This is a genomic window from Streptomyces sp. NBC_00659, from assembly GCF_036226925.1.
GTDB lineage: Bacteria > Actinomycetota > Actinomycetes > Streptomycetales > Streptomycetaceae > Streptomyces.
The window spans coordinates 7656107-7675102 of sequence record NZ_CP109031.1 but is presented as its reverse complement, the minus strand read 5'-3'; the positions used below and the strand labels follow the sequence as shown (position 1 = coordinate 7675102).

Genomic DNA, 18996 nt, shown 5'->3' with positions numbered 1-18996 from the left:
CCCTTCCCGTGTCAGGTCGTACTGGCTGTGCGCCGCTGGACCAGGACCGCGGCGACGATGATCGCGCCCTTGGCGATCTGCTGGACGTCGCTCTGGAGGTTGTTCAGCGCGAAGATGTCGGTGATCGTCGTGAAGATCAGTACGCCGAGCACCGAGCCGGTGATGGTGCCGCGGCCCCCGCTGAGCAGGGTGCCGCCGATGATCGCCGCCGCGATGGCGTCGAGTTCGTAGAGGTTGCCGTTGGTGTTCTGGCCGGAGCCGGACAGGATGACCAGCAGGAACGCGGCGATGCCGCAGCACAGTCCGGAGAGCAGATAGAGGTAGAGCCGCTGACGCCGTACGTCGATGCCGGCGAGCCGGGCCGCTTCCGCGTTGCCTCCGACGGCGACCGTGCGCCGGCCGAAGGTGGTGCGGTTCAGCACCAGCCAGCCGATGAGGGTCACGACGGCGAGGACCAGGACGAGCGGGGGGACGCCGAGGACGTAGGAGTCGCGTTCGCCGAGCCTCAGGATGCCGTCCACGGTGACGATCTGGGTCCGGCCGTCGGTGATCTGGAGGGCCAGGCCGCGGGCCGAGGCGAGCATGGCGAGCGTCGCGATGAAGGGGACCAGCCCGCCGTACGCGACGAGCAGTCCGTTGACCAGGCCACAGCCGAGACCGACGAGCACCGCGGTGACGAGGATGCCGGTGAAGCCGTACTCCTGGGTCGCGACCGTGGTCGCCCAGACCGAGGAGAGGGCGACGATCGCGCCCACCGACAGATCGATTCCTCCTGAGGTGATGACGAACGTCATGCCGACGGTCACGACGCCGATCACCGAGGCCTGGGTGAGGACGAGTTGGAGGTTGCGGGTGTCGAGGAATTCGTCGGGCCGGGTGACGCCGCCGATGACGACGAGGACGGCCAGGACGCCGAGGAGCGAGAGCGTGCGGACGTCGGCGCGGGCCACCACGGCTCGCCACGCGGGGAGTTCACCCGTGACGGGCACCTTGCCGGTGCCGTCCCGGGGCGGGGACACGTGCTGCGTCATGACGCCGGACTCCCTTCACTGGCCACGGGGCCTCCTTCCAGCACGAGGTCGAGGACGCGGTGTTCGTCGAGGTCGTGGGCGGACGCCGTGTGCACGACCCGCCCTTCGCGGAGCACCAGGACACGGTCGGCGAGCCCGAGCACCTCGGGGACCTCGCTGGAGACCAGCAGGACGGCCAGACCCTCGTCGGCGAGCCGGCGGATCACCGCGTACAACTCGGCGCGCGCCCCGACGTCGACACCGCGCGTCGGTTCGTCGAGGAGCAGGACACGGCAGCCGCGCAGCAGCCAGCGCGCCAGCACGGCCTTCTGCTGGTTGCCGCCGGACAGGGTCCTGACCGGGCGGTCCGGATCGTCGGGGCGCAGGGAGAGTTCGCGGGTGGCCGCCCGGGCCGCCCCGCGTTCGGCCCGCCGGTCGATCCAGCCCCCGTGCGCGTAGCGGGACATGGAGGAGAGGGAGACGTTGCGCGTGACCGACTCCAGCATCAGCAGCGCCTGCGCCTTGCGCTCCTCGGGGGCCAGTCCGAGTCCGGCGCGCACCGCGGCGCGTACGCTGCCGGTGCGCAGCAGCTTCCCGTTCACGCTGACCCGGCCGGTGGTCGGTCCCCGGGCCCCGTAGATCGTCTCCAGGATCTCGGAACGGCCGGAGCCCACCAGTCCGGCCAGGCCGACGATTTCACCCGGGTGCACGTCGAGGTCGAGCGGGGCGAACTCCCCCTGGCGGGACAGTCCTTGGACCGAGAGCACCGGTGCGCCCGATGGCCGTGCGCGGGGCCGGTCCGGGAAGACGTACTCGACGCTGCGCCCCGTCATGAGCGCCACCACGTCACGCGTCGGGGTCGACCTGGCGGGCAGTCCGCCCGCCACCGCGCGCCCGTCCTTCAGCACGGTGACGCGGTCGCCGATGCGGCGGATCTCCTCCAGGCGGTGCGAGATGTAGACGACGGCAACGCCTTCCGCGGTGAGATCGCCGACGATCCGGAAGAGATTGCCGACCTCGTCGGGGTCGAGTGCGGCGGACGGCTCGTCCATGACGATGAGCCGTACGTCGTGCGAGAGCGCCCGCGCCATGGAGACGATCTGCCGCTGGGCGGCGGAGAGTTCACCGACAAGGCGGGCCGGGTCGATCTCGGGGTGTCCGAGCCGCTTGAGCAGCAGGGCGGTCGCCGTCCTGGCGGCTTTGCCCCTGACGACGAACCCCACGGTGGTGGGTTCGTGTCCGAGGTGGACGTTCTCGGCGACCGACAGCCCCTCCACCAGGTCGAGTTCCTGGTAGATGGTGGCGATGCCCAGGCGCATGGCGGCGATCGGGGACCTGAGGGTGACGGGCTCGCCGCGCCAGGCGATGGTGCCGGTGTCGGGCTGGTGGGCGCCGGAGAGGACCTTGATGAGCGTGGACTTCCCGGCGCCGTTCTGGCCGAGCAGACAGTGCACCTCGCCGGCCTGGACGCCGAGGTCGACGCCGTCGAGGGCCCGGACTCCGGGGAACGACTTGGTGATGCCGGACATGGTGAGCAGCGGTGGTTCTGGTGCCATGACGGTTCCCTCGGACAGGCGTGCGGGCCGGTTGCCGGGTGGTGCGCGTACGGGCGGGGTGTTTCGGGTACGGAGCGGGGATTTCGGGTGCGGAGCAGGGGATTTCGGGTACGGCGGAGCGCGACCCGGCGCCGGTGGTCCGATTCCTGGAGGTGGTCTACGCGGTCGAGAACAGGTGGTCGCTGATCAGCCGGGCCCCGCCGATGACTCCGGCGGTCGGGCCCAGTTCCCCGAGGACGATGGGCAGGTTGCCGGTCGCGAGCGGGAGCGACTGGCGGTAGACCTGGGTGCGGATCGCGGCGAGCAGGGTGTGGCCGAGCCCGGTCACCCCGCCGCCGATCACCACCAGGGCGGGATTGAAGAAGCTGACGAGCGCCGCGATGACCTGGCCGGTGCGGTTGCCGCCCTCGCGGATCAGATCGAGCGCGGTGGCGTCGCCCGCCGCAGCGGCCGCGGCCACGTCGACGGCGCTCAGCGCGCCGTTCGCCGCCAGTCGCGTGGCGAGTTCGGCCGAGCGGCCCTGCTGGGCCGCCTCGACGGCGTCGCGCGCGAGCGCGGCACCGCTGAAGTGGGCCTCCAGGCAGCCCCGGTTGCCGCAGGCACACGGACGCCCGTCGGGCACGGCCTGGATGTGCCCGATGTCGCCGGCGCTGCCCGTCGCACCACGGTGGACCTCTCCGCCGACGACGATGCCGCAGCCGATGCCGGTGCCGATCTTGACGCAGAGGAAGTCGCCCACGGAGCGGGCGACGCCCGCGTGCTGCTCCCCCATGGCCATCAGGTTCACGTCGTTGTCGACCATGACCGGACAGCCGAGTTCCTGGCTGAGCGCCTCGCGGACCGGGAAGCCGTCCCAGCCCGGCATGATCGGCGGGGCGACCGGGACACCCTCGGGGAAGCGGACGGGACCGGGAACGCCGATCCCCGCCCCGTCGAATCCCTCCGCGATCCCCGAAGCCCTCAACTTGGCCGCCATGGACAGCACTTGCTCCGACACCGCGACCGGGCCCTCGCGTACGTCCATGGGCTGGTTGATGTGTCCGAGGATCTCCAGCTCGGCGTTGGTGACGGCCACGTCGACCGAGGTGGCGCCGATGTCGACGCCCAGGAACCGCAGCGCCGGTGCGAGCCGGATGTTGTGGGAGCGGCGGCCGCCCCGCGAGGCGGCGAGTCCGTCGGCCACCACGAGGCCGGTCTCCAGCAGCCGGTCCACCTCGACGGCCAGCTTCGACCGGGAGAGGTCGATGTGATCGCCCAGCTGGGCACGGGAGTTGGGGCCGCCGTCACGCAACAGCCTCAGCAGCCGGGCCTGATGGGCGTTCGCGGGTCGCGCCGTCATACGTCTCACGAACCCCTCCCCGCCTCGGCCGGCACCTGCGTCGACAGGTTCCGGCCACCGTCACCGGTCGCGCTTTCGAGGGGAACGTAGCAGTGGCTGCCGGGAGTGGGAAGAAGTAGTGCAGGGATTGCAGCAGACTTTCTCCACTCGCAGGACAAAGAGAGATCGGAGGGCGAAGGACCCCGCCTCGCGGCGAGACAGCCGCATACGATCTCCGCAGACCATCTGTCGCGGGGGGACACATGAACAGGGCAGGGGACGGTCCGGGGCACACACCGGTGGCCGAGGCGGAGCGTTCGGCGGCACAGGGAACCACGCGGTCGGCGGGCGGGACCGCCCAGTCGGCGGGCGACGAGGCGGGGCGGCGCGTCAGTACGCTGGAGCTCTTCTTCGACCTCGTCTTCGTCTTCACCCTCACCCAGCTCACCGTGCTGCTCGCCGCCGATCTGTCGTTCGCGACGGCGGCCCGCGTCGCGCTGATCTTCGTGGTGCTGTTCTGGATGTACGGCGCGTACGCGTATCTCACCAACCAGGTTCCGCCCGACCGGCCTTCACGGCGGATCCTGCTGATGCTGGGCATGGGTACGTTCCTGGTGTGCGCGCTGGCCATCCCGCGCGCCTTCGACGACGGCGGTGTGGTCTTCGGCCTGGGCTTCCTGGCCGTCGTCCTCGTGCACAGCGCGCTCTACACCCGCAGCCACGGCCGTGATGTCGTCTGGTACGCGGTGCCGAACGCGCTCGCCGCGCTGGCCGTCACGGCGGCGGGGCTGTTCGACGGCCCGCGCGCCGACGGTCTGTGGCTGCTGGCTCTGGTCCTGCAGTTCGTCACACCGTTCCTCGCCGAACACGGGGCCAGGCGCCGGGGCGGGCGTGACGCCGTGGTGCTGCGCACGCAGTTGGGGGCGCTCGACCCGGCCCACTTCGTCGAGCGGCACGGGCTGCTGCTCATCGTCGCGTTCGGCGAGTCCGTCATCGCGATCGGCATCGGGATCGGGAGCCGGCCGCTCACCGTGGATCTGTTCGTCGGTGCCTTCCTCGCGCTCGCGCTGGCCGGTGCCCTGTGGTGGACGTACTTCGTACGCGACGAACACGCGGCGGAGGCCGTGTTCACGGCGACACCGCCGGACCGTCGCTGGCGCCTGGCGATGAACGCGTACTACTACGCCTTCCTTCCCATGCTGCTCGGCATCGCCTACTGCGCGGCCGGTGTGAAGAAGACGCTCGGCCATCTCACCGAACAGTCCGCCACCGGGCCCGCGCTGACGCTCGCGGGCGGGGTCGCGCTGTTCCTCGCCGGGGACGTGGCGTTCCGTTCGGTGCTGCGGCTGTGGCCGGTGACGTTCCGCGCGGTCGCGGTACCCGTCGCGGCGGCCACGGCGCTGCTCGGCATCCGGTTCTCGGCGGTCGTCGAACTGCTGGCGCTGGTGGGGGTGCTGGTGGTGATGCTCGGCGCGGAGGCCCGCTGGTCGCCCTCGGGCACCGGCCCCCGCACGGTGACGGCGCCCGCCGCCTGACGGTGGGAGACGGCATCCACCGACCGACCGGCGGAGCCGGCGGCGGCCGCCGGCCTGCTACTTCTCGCGGTCGTGGTACATCTGCCGCGTGTGCTCCGTGTGCGCCCGCATGACCGCGGTGGCCCGCTGTCCGTCGCGCTCCGCCATCGCGGCGATCAGTTCGCGGTGCTCGATCCAGGACTGCCGCCCGCGCTGGCGGGCCACGGGTGTGTAGTACCAGCGGACCCTGCGGTCGACCTGCGCGGCGAGCTCGGCGAGGACGGTGTTGCCGGCGAGTTCCATGACCTTGGCGTGCAGCCGCGCGTTCGTCGCGACCGCGGCGTCGACGTCGTCCTCGGCGACCGCCCGTTCGCCCTCGGTGCACAGGTCTTCGAGCGCGCTGATGGCGGCGGGATCCGCGTTGGCGGCGGCGAGACGGGCCGCCTCGGCCTCCAGGAGCGTACGGACCGTGAGGAGCTGGTCGGCCTCCGCCTCGGTCGGCTCGTGCACGAACGCGCCCTGGGCGGGCCGCAGATCGACCCAGCCCTCGGTGCTCAGCCGCTGCAGAGCCTCCCGCACCGGCTGCCGGGAGACTCCGAGATGACCGGCGAGTTCGCTCTCGACCAGGTGCTGGCCCGGCTGGAGGGCGCGGGTGGTGATGAGTTCGAGCAGCGCCTCGTAGACGCGGTCACGGAGCGGGCCGGGCCGCTCGAGCCTGGGTACCGCTCCCTGAGGCAGGCCTGTCGACAACATCACGGTCCCTCCCTGGGCAGCGTCGTCGCCGCGATAGGAAAGTCGATTATCAATTGTCTTTCGCCTACAGTCTACGGCGCACAAACCCGTCACAGGCACGGGAGTTGGGCTTGTCACACCCGGGGAAGCGGGGGCCGGACGGACAGCTCGGGCCACCTCACGGACGACTCGGGCCGCCTCACGGACAGCTCGGGCCGCCTCACGGGCAGCGGACGACCTGCCCCGCGTAGGAGAGGTTGCCGCCGAAGCCGAACAGCAGGACCGGGGCGCCGGTGGAGATCTCTCCGCGCTCGACGAGCTTGGAGAAGGCGAGCGGGATGCTCGCGGCGGAGGTGTTCCCGGAGTCGACGACATCGCGCGCGACGACGGCGTTGACCGCGCCGATCTTCAGGGCGAGCGGCTCGATGATGCGCAGGTTGGCCTGGTGCAGGACGACCCCGGCGAGATCCTCGGGCACGAGGCCGGCGCGCTCGCAGGCCTTGCGGGCGAGCGGCGGGAGCTGTGTGGTGGCCCAGCGGTAGACGCTCTGCCCCTCCTGCGCGAACCGCGAGGGAGTGCCCTCGATGCGCACCGCGTGCCCCATCTCGGGCACCGAACCCCAGAGCACCGGCCCGATGCCGGGCTCCTCGCCCGCGGGACAGGCCTCGACCACGGCGGCCCCCGCGCCGTCCCCGACGAGGACGCACGTGGTGCGGTCGGTCCAGTCCGCCACGTCGGTCATCTTGTCGGCGCCGATGACGAGCGCCCGGGTCGCGGCACCGGCGCGCACGGCGTGGTCGGCGGTGGCGAGGGCGTGGGTGAACCCGGCGCAGACCACGTTGACGTCCATCGCGGCCGGCGAGGGGATACCGAGGCGGGCGGCGACGCGCGCGGCCATGTTCGGGGAGCGGTCGACGGCCGTGGAGGTGGCGACGAGGACGAGGTCGATGTCGCCGGGCGTCAGACCGGCGGAGGCGAGCGCCTTGGCGGCGGCGTGCGCGGCCAGCTCGTCGACCGGTTCCTCGGGCCCGGCGACATGGCGGGTCCGGATGCCGACACGGCTCCGGATCCACTCGTCACTGGTGTCGACCATGCCCGCCAGATCCTCGTTGGTGAGTACCTTGGCGGGCTGATAATGACCGACGGCGGCGATCCGTGAGCCGTTCATGAGTGGTCCCCCTCGTGCTTCGTGTAGCGGGATCCACCAGTCTGATCAATGACTCACGAGTACGACGGCAGGTGAAGCCACAGGATTGCGGCGCCAGGCTTGTCGGCTTCTGTCAGACCTTGGGACGTCCGAACACCTACCCCGAGAACAGTTGGGTGGCCTTCTGTACGAGCTCGTAGACGCCGTAGCACAGGGGCGCGCCCACCCACAGCCAGGCGAAGGCGGTCAGGGCCCGCCGGTCAGGCGGACTCGGGCTGCTGTCGTGCGACATCGGCGGCCTCCCTCGGTGCGGGGATGTGATGGCGGGCGTCCACGGGGCGTACGAGCTCGTTGGCGACGAAGCCGACGGCGAGCAGCCCGATCATGATCAGGAACGACATTCCGTACAGGGACGATCCGTGCCTGCCCGCCGCCTCCTGGTGGTCGGCGATCCGGTTCACGATCAGCGGTCCGAGGACCCCGGCGGTGGACCAGGCGGTGAGCAGCCTGCCGTGGATGGCGCCGACCTGGTAGGTGCCGAACAGGTCCTTCAGATACGCGGGGACCGTGGCGAAGCCTCCGCCGTAGAAGGAGAGGATCACCAGCGCGCTCAGGATGAACAGCGGTTTCGAGGAGTCTCCGAACCAGGCGATGAGCGCGTACATCAGGGCGCCGACCCCGAGGTAGACCCGGTAGATGTTCTTGCGTCCGATCAGGTCGGAGGTCGAGGACCAGCCGATCCGGCCGGCCATGTTGGCGGCGGAGAGCAGGGCGACGAACCCGGCGGCGGCGGAGACGGTGACCGGGGTGGAGGTGTCCGCGAAGAAGTCCGTGATCATCGGGGCGGCCTTCTCCAGGATGCCGATGCCGGCGGTGACGTTCATGCACAGGACGACCCACAGGCACCAGAACTGCGGGGTGCGGACGGCGTTGCGGGCTGAGACCTGGACTCCGTCGAGCGCGCTCGGACCGGACTCGGACGGCTTCTCGCCGCGCGGCACGCGCACCAGCAGCACACCGAGGGTCATGAACACGGCATACGTCAGCCCGTGGACGAGGAAGGCGACCGCGATCCCGGAGGAGTCGGAGCCGAACGACTTCAGCATCTGGGCGGACCAGGGCGAGGCGATCAGCGCGCCGCCGCCGAAGCCCATGATCGCGATGCCGGTGGCCATTCCGGGCCGGTCCGGGAACCACTTGATCAGGGTGGAGACGGGTGAGATGTAGCCGATGCCGAGGCCGGTGCCGCCGACGAAGCCGTAGCCGAGGACGATCAGCCAGTACTGCTCGGTGGCCGCGCCGAGCGCGGAGATGAGGAAGCCGGAGGAGAAGCAGACGAGGGCGACGGTCATGGCCCAGCGCGGACCGTTGCGCTCGACGAGGGTGCCGCCGAACGCGGCCGACAGGCCGAGCATCACGATGGCGAGCTGGAAGGGCAGGGCGCTCTGGGTTCCGCTGAGACCGAGCGCGGATTCGAGCGGCGGCTTGAAGACGCTCCAGGCGTAGGCCTGGCCTATGGAGAGATGGACCGACAGGGCGGCCGGCGGGACGAGCCAGCGGCTCCAACCCGGGGGTGCGACAGGAGGGCTCATGATCCGGGACGATAGAAAGCGGTCGCCCGGCTGTGAAGCGGCCTGACCAAAACCCGTCGACCGTATGCGATGAGCGGTATCCCTGACACGACGAACGGTCACTCGACCGGGCGCCGGCTGCCACTCCGGCCCGTCCCGTCCGGCAGCGGCCACCCCGTCGGTCCGCCCGTACCGCCCCACCGGTCGGCCGCCCGTACCGCCTCGCGCGCCCGGCCCGCATCGCCCGGCGTTCCGCCCGCGCCGCCCTGCCGGACCGCCCGCGCCCCGGCTGCCCGCTCGCTCGGCCCCGCCGTTCCGCCCGCCGCGGCGGCGGCCACGGGGACCGGTCCGGTGCTGTGCGGACCCTTGTCGCCCCTCATTCCATCCTGTAGACAATATTTCGTCGACAGAGTTCGGCAGTTCCTCGGTACCCTCGACCGAACGGAGCGCCACACAGTGAGAGTCGCAGTTCTCGGCGCCGGTGCGATCGGCGCCTACGTCGGCGCCGCTCTGCACCGCGCGGGCGCCGACGTGCATCTCGTCGCCCGTGGACCGCATCTCGCGGCCATGAGGCAGCACGGCGTCCAAGTCCTCAGTCCACGCGGTGACTTCACCGCGCACGCCCACGCCACCGACGACCCGGCCGAGATCGGTCCGGTCGACTACGTCTTCCTCGGCCTGAAGGCCAACTCGTACGCGGCGTGCGGGCCGCTGATCGAGCCCCTGCTGCACGACACCACGGCGGTCGTCGCCGCCCAGAACGGCATTCCCTGGTGGTACTTCCACCGGCACGGCGGACCCTACGACGGTCACCGGGTGGAGAGCGTGGACCCGGGCGGCGCGGTCAGCGCGGTGCTGGCCCCGGAACGGGCTGTCGGGTGCGTCGTGTACGCCGCGACCGAACTGGAGGGACCGGGCGTCGTCCGCCACCTCGAAGGCACCCGGTTCTCCCTCGGGGAACCGGACCGGTCCGTCTCGGCGCGCTGCCGGTCGTTCAGCGACGCCATGCGCGAGGGCGGGCTGAAATGCCCGGTCGAACCGGACCTGCGCAACGACATCTGGCTCAAACTGCTCGGCAATATCTCCTTCAACCCGATCAGCGCGCTGGCCCGCGCCACGATGCGGCAGATGTGCCTGCACGGCGGGACACGCAGGGTCATCGAGATCATGATGACCGAGACGCTGACCGTCGCCCGGGCGCTCGGCTGCGAGGTGGGGGTGTCCATCGAGCGGCGCCTCGCGGGTGCCGAGCGGGTCGGCGACCACCGCACCTCCACACTCCAGGACCTGGAGCGCGGAAAGCCGCTGGAACTCGACGTGCTGCTCGCGGCCGTCGTGGAACTGGCGGAGATCACCGGGGTGCCGGTCCCGACCCTGCGCACCGTGCACGCCATCTCGGACCTGCTCGCGCTGCGGACCGCGGCATGAGCGCGGAGCGGGCCACCCGCCCGGCAAGGCACCCCGCGGCCCGCTCCGCGGGTGCAGGACAATGAGAACGTGAAGGTCGCCCTCACGGCACGCCCCCGGACGACCCGAACGCCACCCGGCGATCGCAACAGCCGATCCGGCCGGCCGCACGTACGGAAGCGGGACTGATCAGGACATGGGACGAGTCACGGAACGACGCAAGGTGATCCGCGTCCGGAACGGAGCCGTGAGCTCCCGCCCGGACACGCTCGTCGCGGAGGAGCCGCTGGAGATCCGGCTCAACGGAAAGCCTCTGGCGATCACCATGCGCACTCCGGGCGACGACTTCGCGCTGGCAGCGGGCTTCCTGGTGAGCGAAGGGGTGCTCGGCCGGGCCGACGAGCTCCAGAACATCGTGTACTGCGCGGGAGCCACGGAGGACGGCTCCAACACGTACAACATCGTCGACGTGCGGACGGCACCCGGTGTCGTCGTCCCCGACATCACCCTCGAACGCAATGTGTACACGACGTCGTCGTGCGGCCTGTGCGGCAAGGCGAGCCTGGACGCGGTCCGTACGACAGCCCGCTGGACCATCGACGACACGGCGGGCGGCACGACTCCCCCGGTGCGGCTGGAGCCCGAGCTGCTCGCGAGCCTCCCCGACCGGCTGCGCGCGGCCCAGCGGGTCTTCGACCGGACCGGGGGCCTGCACGCGGCGGCGCTGTTCACCGAGGACGGCGAGCTGGTCGACATCCGCGAGGACGTGGGCCGGCACAACGCGGTCGACAAGCTGGTCGGCCGCGCCCTGCAGAACGGCACGCTCCCGCTCGCCCGGACGGTCCTGCTGGTCTCCGGCCGGGCGTCCTTCGAGCTGGCGCAGAAGGCGGTGATGGCGGGTATCCCGGTGTTGGCGGCCGTCTCCGCTCCGTCGTCCCTGGCCGTCGACCTGGCGGCGGAGACCGGCCTGACGCTGATCGGCTTCCTGCGCGGCGCCAACATGAACGTGTACGCGGGCGAGCACCGCGTCGCCCTGCGGGCCACGGCCGACCAGGGCTGACCCCCGGCTCCCCGCGGCACGGCGGCGGGGCCCCGAACGGCGGGGAGCGCCCCCTGCGCCGGAGGGGCCCCGCCTCGGCCCGGACCACCACCGCCGCCGTACGCGACGGGTTTCACCCGCGCCCGGGGTTCACCGGACCGAGAAGCGCACCTCACCGGCGGTCACGACCGTGCCGAGGCGCGGGAAGTCCAGACGGACGGAGGCGTCGTGCTCGGCGGCGGTGAACGCGGCCATCGCGTCCTCGACGAAGACGAGGTCGTAGCCGAGATCTCCGGCGGCGCGAGCGGTCGACTCGACCCCGAGGTTGGTGGCGATTCCGCCGAACACCAGTGTGGAGACGCCGTGTTCGCGCAGACGCTCGTCGAGGCCGGTGCCCTGGAACCCGCCGATGGTCCGCTTCACGATCTCCAGGTCACCCTCCGCGACGAGTCCGGCGACCAGTCCGCTCCCGGGCGGCTGCTCCGCGACTCCGGACCGCTCGACCCGGATGAGCACGACGAGCGCTCCCGCCTTCCGGGAGGTTTCCGCCAACTCCTCGGCGGTGGCGAGAACTTCGGTCCCCTTGTGCGGCTCCAGGGGCAACGCCACGATGCGCTCCATCAGATCGACGAGCACGAGTGCGGTGCGCGCCGGGTCGAGGGCGAGGCGGGGTTCGGTTTCGGGTACGGTCATGACGGAACGTTAGCCCGCATCAGCCGTCCGTACCGGAAATCCGGGTCGACAAGCCCGTGAACTACTCCTCGCCGAGCTGACGCACAGGCACGCAAATTCTGGCGTGAACACGACCGGTACCTGCTCCTTGTGGGGTGCGTGAGGGCCCAAGTAGCCTCTGCGGCGCGAACGTTGGACGTGGGATGTCCGGAGAATCCGGATTGCCCAGCCGCCGTACGAAGGGCAGGTCGCACCATGCCGTCACGCCTCGCCACCCGTCTGAGATCCGTCCTCGCAGCCCTCCCCGGACGCCGCTCCCGTACGCGTCCACGCCCCGCCCCCTCCGCCCGGCCGGGCCCCGGCCCGCGTAACCGCACCCGCACCCGCACCCGCACCCGCACCGGACCCTCCTTGAGCGCCGGGGGCGGACCCCGTTCCCGGGCCCGCCTCACAGCCGCCCTGACCTCCGCCTTCAGCATCGCCGCCCTGGTCATGCTCCCGGGCACGGCGCGGGCCGAACCAGCCGCGGCAGGGGGCGAGTTCGAGCAGCAGGTGCTGTTCAAGGCCTCCCAGGATCCGGGCTACGCCTGCTTCCGTATCCCCGCGGTCGTCCGGACGACCGCGGGAACGCTGCTGGCCTTCGCCGAGGGACGCGTCCTGAACTGCGGTGACGCGGCCGACATCGACATCGTCGTGAAGCGCTCCACCGACGGCGGCCGTACCTGGAGCCCGCTCCAGGTCGTCAACGAAGGGAACGGGGACACCCACGGCAACCCCACACCGATCGTGGACCACGAAACCGGCCGGATCGTGCTGGCGGAGACCTACAACACGGGCCGCACGGACAGCGCGGGCTGCTCGGTGCCCTGCGACCGCACCCCGCATCTCCAGTACAGCGACGACGACGGTCTGAGCTGGTCGCAGCCGCGCGATCTCAGCTCCGAGATCCTGCCCGCGAACTGGAACTCCTGGTACGCCACCGGTCCGGTGCACGGCGTCCAGCTCACCCGCGGCCGGCACGCGGGACGGCTCGTGTTCGCCGTCAACACCGAGACCTGGGAGGGCGGACGGGTCACCGCCAACAACGCCGCCCTCATCACCAGCGACGACGGCGGCGGCCACTGGGACATCGGGGCGAGCGACACCTGGCCGATCGCGGCCGACGGCACCTTCCGGCAGAAGCCGTCCGAGATGACCCTCACCGAGCGCACCGACGGATCGCTCCTGATCAGCGGCCGCGAGCAGGACGGGACCGACCTCGGCCACCGTACCCAGGCGGTCAGCCGGGACGGCGGCGACAGCTTCGTGTCCCCCTTCCGTGACGTCCCGGACCTCTACGCGCCCCAGGTGCAGGGCTCGACACTGCGCTTCGGTGACCGGATCCTGCTCTCCTGCCCCGCCGACCCGGACCGCCGCCGCACCATGGCGATCCGCTCCTCCTACGACGGCGGACGGACCTGGGACAGCGTGGACCGCGGAACGGTCGTCACCACCGACTGGTCCGGCTACTCCGACCTGGTGGGTATCGACGGCGACACCGTGGGCCTGATGTACGAGGGCGGCGCGGTCGACGCGCGCGACGAGATCCGCTTCGCCCGCTTCACCGAGGACTGGCTCCGGCCGCGCCGGGGCCCCGACCCGACGACGGCCGACCTCGCTCCGCTCACCCGGCGGGCGGCGGTCCTCGGCGGCGCGAGCGAGACCGCGGGCGTGCTCGGGGGCGGGCTGGAGTTCGACGGCACCGACGACGCCGTACGACTGCCGTATCAGGACCGGCTGCCGCTGGGGACGAAGGACTTCACCGCGTCCCTGTGGTTCCGGTACACGGCCACCAGCGGTGAACAGCCCCTGCTGTGGATGGGCGGGATCGGTACGAGCCAGCCCCAGGTCTGGCTGCGCGGGGAGCCCGCGTCCGGCCGGATCACCGGACTCATCACGACCAGGAACGGCGCGTCGCCCCCGGCCACGGCGTTCGTCCGCACCGCGGGCGCCTTCAACGACGGCGGGTGGCACCATCTGGCGCTGCGCCGCGGCGGGGGACAGCTCAGCCTGTTCATCGACGGGACGACCGTCGGTACGGCGGACGTGCCCGGATCGGTGAGCCGGAACTCGCCGTTCGGCGTGCACATCGGCCAACGGATGGACAGCCGGGCCTACTTCACCGGGGCGATCGACGAGGTGCGGGTCTACGACCGCGCGTTGAGCGATGAGGAACTGTCGGCGCCGCCCTCGCGGAAGGTGACCCGGGACACCGTCCTGTGGCTCCCCCTGGACCGGGTGAGCGGGGACCACTAGGCCCTCTGCCCACCCGGCCCCCGCCCACCCGCTGCCGGGGCACTAACGTCCCGTCGTCGCGACCGGGGAGAGCAGGGACCCGGAGGAGCGGGCCGGGCCGGGGGCTCGGCCCGCTCCTCCGGCCGTGCCTCCGGTACCCGTCGCGCCCCCGGTACCGGACGGCTCGTCCGGGCCGGGCCGGCCGCTCACCTCGGGATCACGGGCCCGGCGTTTGGCGATCACCGCGCACACCATGAGCTGCATCTGGTGGAAGAGCATCAACGGGAGCACGGCGAGGGAGGCGTGGGCGCCGAACAGGACCCCGGCCATGGGCAGCCCCGAGGCCAGCGACTTCTTGGACCCGGCGAACTGGATGGCGATCCGGTCCTCCCGGTTGAAGCGCAGGGCCTTCGCGCCGTACCAGGTCAGCAGGAGCATCACGCCGAGCAGCAGCGCCTCCACGACGAGGAGCCCCGCCAGCCGGGCGACGCTGACCTGGCTCCAGATGCCCTGCACCATGCCCTCGCTGAACGCGGTGTAGACGACGAGCAGGATCGAACCGCGGTCGACATAGCCGAGGACCTTCTTGTGGCGGGTGATGAAGGGGCCGACCCAGGGGCGCAGCAGTTGTCCGGCCAGGAACGGCACCAGCAGTTGCAGCACGATCCTGACGACCGAGTCCGTGGAGAAGCCGCCGCCGCTGTTGCCGAGGAGGAGGGCGGCGAGCAGCGGGGTGATGACGATGCCCGCGAGCGACGAGAAGGACCCCGCGCAGATGGCGGCGGGCACGTTGCCACGGGCGATCGAGGTGAAGGCGATGGAGGACTGGATGGTCGAGGGGACGAGCGTGAGGAAGAGGAGGCCGGTGTAGAGGTCGTGGGTCAGGAACACCGGCTCCAGGCCGCGGGCGGCGAGCCCGAGCAGTGGGAACACCACGAAGGTGCAGATCAGGACCGTACCGTGCAGCCGCCAGTGTTTGAGGCCGTCCATCGCCTCACGGGTGGACAGGCGTGCGCCGTACAGGAAGAAGAGGAAGGCGATGGCCGCCGTGGACGCGCCCGAGGCGACATCCGCCGCCCCGCCGCTCGCCGGGAACAGGGCGGCGAGACCGACGGTCCCGAGCAGCAGCAGGATGTAGGGGTCGACCGGTATCCAGCTCGGCCACTTCAGGCGTTTCACGGTGCTCCACTGCTCGGTTGCTCGGTTCGGTGCGGGTGATCGTCATCGGCGGATCGTGCCCTCTCCATCGTCCCCTTCCGGGGCGTGATCGGGAATCCGTCATACCGCTCTGACTGTCATCACGTATCGCGATAACGTGGGGGCGTGTACGACCCTTCCCAGCTGCGTACGTTCCTGGCGGTGGCCCAGACGCTGAGCTTCACCCAGGCCGCCAGGCGGCTGGGGGTGCGCCAGTCCACGGTCAGCCAGCACGTGCGCCGGCTGGAGGACGCCGCCGGACGGCAGTTCTTCTCCCGCGACACCCACTCCGTCGAGCTCACGGAGGACGGTGAGGCGATGCTCGGGTTCGCGCGGCGGATCCTGGAGGTGCAGGAACAGGCGACGGCGTTCTTCGCCGGGACCCGGCTGCGGGGCCGGCTGCGCTTCGGCGCGTCCGAGGACTTCGTGCTGACCCGGCTGCCGGAGATTCTGGAGGGGTTCAGGACCGACCACCCCGAGGTGGACCTGGAGCTGACGGTCGAGCTGTCCGGCACCCTCCACGAACAGCTCGCCGCCGGGCATCTCGATCTGGTGCTGGCGAAGCGGCGGCCCGAGGACCCGCGCGGCGAGCTCGTCTGGCACGACCGTCTCGTGTGGATCGGCGCCCAGCGGCTCCGGCTCGACCCGGACCGCCCGGTCCCGCTGATCGTCTACCCGCCCCCGGGCATCACCCGGGCGCTCGCCCTCGAGGCGCTGGAGCGCCAGGGCCGGCCGTGGCGCGTCGCCTGCACCAGCGGCAGCCTGAACGGCCTGATCGCGGCGGCCCGCGCGGGCCTCGGCGTGATGGCCCACTCGCGGGGGCTGGTGCCGCCCGGCCTGGTCCGGGTGCCGGAGCGGGCGGGACTCCCGGAGCTCGGCGAGGTCGACTTCGTACTGGTGCACGGCCGACGGCGGCCGTCCGCGCAGGACGCCGCGGACGCGCTCGCCACGGCGATCCTCGCGGGCGGGGACCGGCTGCATCGGGGACAGCAGCCCTAGGGCTTTGCCGCGTCCGCGCCGACAGGGCGTACTCGTCCCGGAAGAACCGCGCCTACCTGCACAGACGCGGGATCCGCTGCACCATTGCGAACAAGGTCGACCAACTGGCCGACCGCCGCAGGCTCGGCTCCCGCGGCGGTCGGCCACCGACGTTCGACAAGGCCGACTGCCGCGAGCGCCACGCCGTCGAATGCGGTATCAATCGCCTCAAGCGTCACCGCGCCGTGGCCACCAGATGCGGCAAGCTCGCGGTGCGCTACGAGGCGACGGTTCCGGTGGCGGCCGTCAACGAGTGGCTGTGACCAGCACACCCAGGGTCTTGCTCGTGCCCGGTAATTCCCCCGTCAGGCCGCGTTGGCTGCCGCAGCCAGAATCCGGGCCAGCTCGGCAGGCTGGGTGATCATGGGCCAGTGGCCGGAGTCGATGTCGGCGAAGTCGACGTGCTTGGCCCGGGCGAGCTCCGGGACGTCGCCGGCATTGATCGACTCCTGCGCTTGCGCGGGCGTGAACTCCGGACATACGACCACGACCGGGATGTCGAACCTCCGTTCGTCTGTCAGCCGTACCACTCCTTTGGCCACGCCTGCGGGCACGGGGATCGCGGCAGCCGCCAACTCTCGCCTGGCCCCCTCGTCGAGGTCGGCGGCGTCGGGCCCCTCGAACGGGCCCCAGCCAGGGAAGGGCATGACGTCGTCTCGCACCTCGAAAAAGTCGGCGTACGGCTGGCCGTCGGCGGTCGGGAAACCGCCGATGAGGGCGACCTTGGCCAGCCGCTCCGGCCGCAGATCGGCGGCCAGCCAGGCCAGCGTGCAGGCGGCGGAATGCCCCACCACCATGGGCTTGCCGGACGCCGCGTCCACAGCGGCGAGCACCGCCTCCACCTGGTCGTCGAGCGTGGCGGATACGGAGCCGTCCCCCTGGCCCGGGAGGGTGAGCGGCACGGGGCGATGGCCGAGCGGCTCCAGCGCGGACGCGACGCGGTCCCACACGGATCCGTTCAGCCACAGGCCGCCGATGAGCAGGATGTCCATGGTCAGTTCCCCTTCTCCAGCTTCATGGATGTCACCGTAGGAGGAGATCCGGACAATCTGCTGCCGGTTTATCCGGCGATCACCCGAGCGTCCTGGGCGAAGTCCGGTGGCGGTCCACGTAGGGAAACCAGACCCGGTCGCCCTCGCCCCACGGGTCACGGGCGAAGCCTCGGACTCCTTTTGGCCGTGGAGCTCGGCGGAGCGGATTAGCCTGCTCCCGTGTCGAACGATCTCAGCCCCACCGCGCGTGCGCTGCGCGCCCTGGAGATCCTCCAGACCCGCCCCGGTACGACAGCCGGCGAACTCGCCGTGCGGCTGGGTGTCACGGAGCGAGCCGCGCGCCGGTACATCGGGATCCTCCGAGAGGCCGGCATCCCCGTGGAGTCGGCCCGGGGGCCGCATGGCGGGTACCGGCTGGGGCGCGGGACGAGGCTGCCCCCTGTGCACTTCACGCAGTCCGAGGCCCTCGGCCTGGTGATGGCGGTACTCAGCGGCCAGCCGACCGCGGCCGACACCGACGACCTGGTCGGCACCGCCCTGGGCAAGGTCGTCAAGGCGCTTCCGGAGAATGTCGGCCAACAGGCGGCAATGCTGCGGGAGTACGCGTCGGCCGCAGCGGACCCGTACTCGGCCCGCCCCGATCCGGCCATCACCAGCGAACTCGTCGACGCCGTCGCGACTCGGCGCCGCGTGTCGGTCACGTACCGCAGCGAGGCCGGCAACGAGTGGGAGGCGGAGGTGGATCCCTGGTCCATCGTCGTCCGCTACGGGCGCTGGTACTTGCTGTGCCATTCCCATCGTGTGGACGCGATCCGCACCTACCGGGTCGACCGGGTCCACGCGGTCCGGCCGACCGAGCACGGTTTCGAGCCGCCCAAGGGCCTCGACCCGGTCGCGGTGCTCGAGGAGAACCTGGGCATCGGATGGGAGTTCGCCACCCGCGTGGTGTTCGACGCTCCCCTGACCGAGGTGGCCCCGTGGATCCTGCCGCCCATGGGGCGGCTCGAGCCCTTGGGGGACGGATGCGTGCTGGTTGGCAGCACCCGCAACCCGGACATGTACGCGCAGGAATGGCTGGCGAGGGTGCCGTTCGCCTTCCGCGTCGAAGGCGGGGAGGAACTGCGTGCCGCGGTCGCGGCGGTCGTGGCGCGTTTCACCGCCGCCGTGGCGGACCAGTCCTGACCGTGCCCTCGGGAACCGGCCATCTGCACAGGCTTGCGATCCCGCTACGAGGCAACGTCCTCTTCAGGGCCATCGACGAGTGGCCGTGACCAGCACATTCGACACAGGCCCCAGGAGCACCGGTCGCCCGGTCCCGCGTAGCCGGGCGGATCGCCCGGTCCCGGAGGTCGGATCACCCCGTTCCGACGGCCCGGATCGCCCGGTCCGGGCAGCCCCGATCACCCGATCCAGGCGGCCCGACAGCCCGGAATCAGACATTCCGAATCGATGCTCCGTGACGCCGGATCCCTGTTCCCGGACGTAGCGATTCCGTGGAGATTACGGACTCGAAACCTACGGAACCGTAA

At 71.4% G+C, this 18996-nt stretch carries 17 protein-coding genes; 6 read left to right on the top strand and 11 right to left on the bottom strand.

All coding sequences use genetic code 11. The features are described from left to right. Positions 1-11: 11 nt before the first annotated feature. The 3 genes from OG410_RS33550 to OG410_RS33540 all read right to left on the bottom strand — a co-directional run bounded on the left by OG410_RS33550 (position 12) and on the right by OG410_RS33540 (position 3905). Positions 12-1031, bottom strand: a complete 1020-nt coding sequence (locus OG410_RS33550) for an ABC transporter permease (protein ID WP_329302533.1) — start codon at positions 1029-1031, stop codon at positions 12-14. After that, positions 1028-2566: a sugar ABC transporter ATP-binding protein gene (locus tag OG410_RS33545; RefSeq protein WP_329302532.1), complete on the bottom strand. Its 1539-nt coding sequence runs from the start codon at positions 2564-2566 to the stop codon at positions 1028-1030. The genes OG410_RS33550 and OG410_RS33545 overlap by 4 nt, the downstream gene beginning before the upstream one ends. A gap of 157 nt (positions 2567-2723) precedes the next feature. After that, a complete protein-coding gene (locus OG410_RS33540; protein ID WP_329304329.1) occupies positions 2724-3905 on the bottom strand; it encodes an ROK family transcriptional regulator in 1182 nt (393 codons plus the stop codon). A 242-nt stretch (positions 3906-4147) separates the two neighbouring features. On the opposite strand from OG410_RS33540, the gene OG410_RS33535 reads away from it, so the two are divergent. After that, the gene (locus OG410_RS33535) at positions 4148-5419 is read left to right on the top strand and encodes a low temperature requirement protein A (protein ID WP_329302531.1); all 1272 of its coding nucleotides are present in this window, start codon (positions 4148-4150) and stop codon (positions 5417-5419) included. Positions 5420-5476: 57 nt separating this feature from the next. On the opposite strand, the gene OG410_RS33530 is transcribed toward OG410_RS33535, so the two are convergent. The 5 genes from OG410_RS33530 to OG410_RS33510 form a co-directional block, all read right to left on the bottom strand. Further along, entirely contained in the window at positions 5477-6151 is a 675-nt protein-coding gene (locus tag OG410_RS33530; protein ID WP_329302530.1) for a GntR family transcriptional regulator, read from the bottom strand. Positions 6152-6350: 199 nt separating this feature from the next. Next, positions 6351-7298: a beta-ketoacyl-ACP synthase III gene (locus tag OG410_RS33525; protein WP_329302529.1), complete on the bottom strand. Its 948-nt coding sequence runs from the start codon at positions 7296-7298 to the stop codon at positions 6351-6353. Between the two features lie 136 nt (positions 7299-7434). Further along, positions 7435-7569, bottom strand: coding sequence for an MFS transporter small subunit (locus OG410_RS33520; RefSeq protein ID WP_326784583.1), 135 nt, complete (start codon positions 7567-7569; stop codon positions 7435-7437). Beyond that, positions 7538-8869 carry an OFA family MFS transporter gene (locus OG410_RS33515; RefSeq protein WP_329302528.1) on the bottom strand — a complete coding sequence of 444 codons (1332 nt, stop codon included), beginning with the start codon at positions 8867-8869 and terminating at the stop codon, positions 7538-7540. The genes OG410_RS33520 and OG410_RS33515 overlap by 32 nt, the downstream gene beginning before the upstream one ends. A gap of 98 nt (positions 8870-8967) precedes the next feature. Continuing rightward, complete coding sequence (locus OG410_RS33510; protein WP_329302527.1) at positions 8968-9228, bottom strand: hypothetical protein; 261 nt, start codon at positions 9226-9228, stop codon at positions 8968-8970. Positions 9229-9304: 76 nt separating this feature from the next. On the opposite strand from OG410_RS33510, the gene OG410_RS33505 reads away from it, so the two are divergent. Both OG410_RS33505 and fdhD read left to right on the top strand, forming a co-directional pair. Next, a complete protein-coding gene (locus tag OG410_RS33505; protein ID WP_329302526.1) occupies positions 9305-10276 on the top strand; it encodes a 2-dehydropantoate 2-reductase in 972 nt (323 codons plus the stop codon). A gap of 175 nt (positions 10277-10451) precedes the next feature. Continuing rightward, positions 10452-11315, top strand: a complete 864-nt coding sequence (gene fdhD / locus OG410_RS33500; protein ID WP_329302525.1) for a formate dehydrogenase accessory sulfurtransferase FdhD — start codon at positions 10452-10454, stop codon at positions 11313-11315. A gap of 129 nt (positions 11316-11444) precedes the next feature. Here fdhD and OG410_RS33495 read toward each other — a convergent pair whose 3' ends face one another. Beyond that, positions 11445-11987 (bottom strand): isochorismatase family protein, encoded by a 543-nt coding sequence (locus OG410_RS33495; RefSeq protein ID WP_329302524.1) that lies wholly within the window; start codon positions 11985-11987, stop codon positions 11445-11447. Between the two features lie 390 nt (positions 11988-12377). On the opposite strand from OG410_RS33495, the gene OG410_RS33490 reads away from it, so the two are divergent. Next, positions 12378-14261, top strand: a complete 1884-nt coding sequence (locus OG410_RS33490; protein ID WP_443063827.1) for an exo-alpha-sialidase — start codon at positions 12378-12380, stop codon at positions 14259-14261. 42 nt (positions 14262-14303) lie between these two features. Here the strand turns inward: OG410_RS33490 and OG410_RS33485 are convergent, their stop codons facing one another. Next, complete coding sequence (locus OG410_RS33485; protein WP_329302523.1) at positions 14304-15419, bottom strand: bile acid:sodium symporter family protein; 1116 nt, start codon at positions 15417-15419, stop codon at positions 14304-14306. 144 nt (positions 15420-15563) lie between these two features. On the opposite strand from OG410_RS33485, the gene OG410_RS33480 reads away from it, so the two are divergent. Further along, entirely contained in the window at positions 15564-16436 is an 873-nt protein-coding gene (locus OG410_RS33480) for a LysR substrate-binding domain-containing protein (RefSeq protein WP_329302522.1), read from the top strand. A gap of 344 nt (positions 16437-16780) precedes the next feature. Here OG410_RS33480 and OG410_RS33470 read toward each other — a convergent pair whose 3' ends face one another. Beyond that, positions 16781-17467, bottom strand: a complete 687-nt coding sequence (locus OG410_RS33470; protein WP_329302521.1) for an alpha/beta fold hydrolase — start codon at positions 17465-17467, stop codon at positions 16781-16783. Between the two features lie 219 nt (positions 17468-17686). Here OG410_RS33470 and OG410_RS33465 point away from each other — a divergent pair, with 219 nt between their 5' ends. Next, positions 17687-18649 (top strand): helix-turn-helix transcriptional regulator, encoded by a 963-nt coding sequence (locus tag OG410_RS33465; RefSeq protein ID WP_329302520.1) that lies wholly within the window; start codon positions 17687-17689, stop codon positions 18647-18649. Positions 18650-18996 lie beyond the last annotated feature (347 nt).